Origin of the sequence: Kineococcus glutinatus (genome assembly GCF_039542765.1) — a bacterium.
GTDB lineage: Bacteria > Actinomycetota > Actinomycetes > Actinomycetales > Kineococcaceae > Kineococcus_A > Kineococcus_A glutinatus.
On record NZ_BAABIL010000902.1, the window covers coordinates 1 to 649 of the forward strand.

At 80.3% G+C, this 649-nt stretch carries 1 protein-coding gene; it reads right to left on the reverse strand.

Going from position 1 to position 649, the window contains the following annotated elements:
* Window positions 1-649 (reverse strand): TetR/AcrR family transcriptional regulator (locus tag ABEB16_RS22455; RefSeq protein ID WP_345714365.1); only part of this gene is annotated, 649 nt, incomplete at both ends.

Consider the following 649-nt stretch of genomic DNA (forward strand, 5'->3'; position numbering starts at 1 on the left):
GACCGCGCGCAGGCAGGCGTCGGCCAGCGCCAGCGCCGCGCTCTCCGGTGCGCCGGCGTCGTGCCGCAGGTGGATGACGCTCTCCACGACCGCCATCGGCACCGCGGCCGCCACCGGGTCGGCCACCGCCGCGCGGGCCGCGGCGGGAGCGGCCTCCCGGGCCAGGACCCGGTAGGCCTGCGCGAGCCGATCCCGCTGCGCCCAGAAGCCCGCGTACCGCTCGGCGCGCGCCTCGGGCAGCAGGTAGAGGGCGCCGACGTTCCAGCGGCTGCCGGCGAGGAGGCCGGCGTCGAAGCGGGCCAGCACGTGCAGCCGCAGCGCCGCCGGGCCGAGCGCGCCCGGGCCGGTGACGAGGTGCTCGGCCAGCTCCAGGGAGGGGCGGACCGTGGCGTCGAGCAGCTCGGCGAGGACCTCGTCCTTGCCGCGGAAGTGGTGGTAGAGCGTCGCCTGCCGCACCCCGGCCGCCTCGCCGAGCGCCCGGGTGGAGGTCCGGGTGAAACCGCGCGTGGTGAACAGCTCCGCCGCCGCGTCGAGGATGTCCTCGCGGGTGGTGCCGCCGGTGCCGCTGCGGCCACCGGGCACCGCGCGGGGGCGGCCCTGCCGGGGCGCCGCGGCGGCGGGCGGGACGGGGGCCGGCGCCGGTGTCACG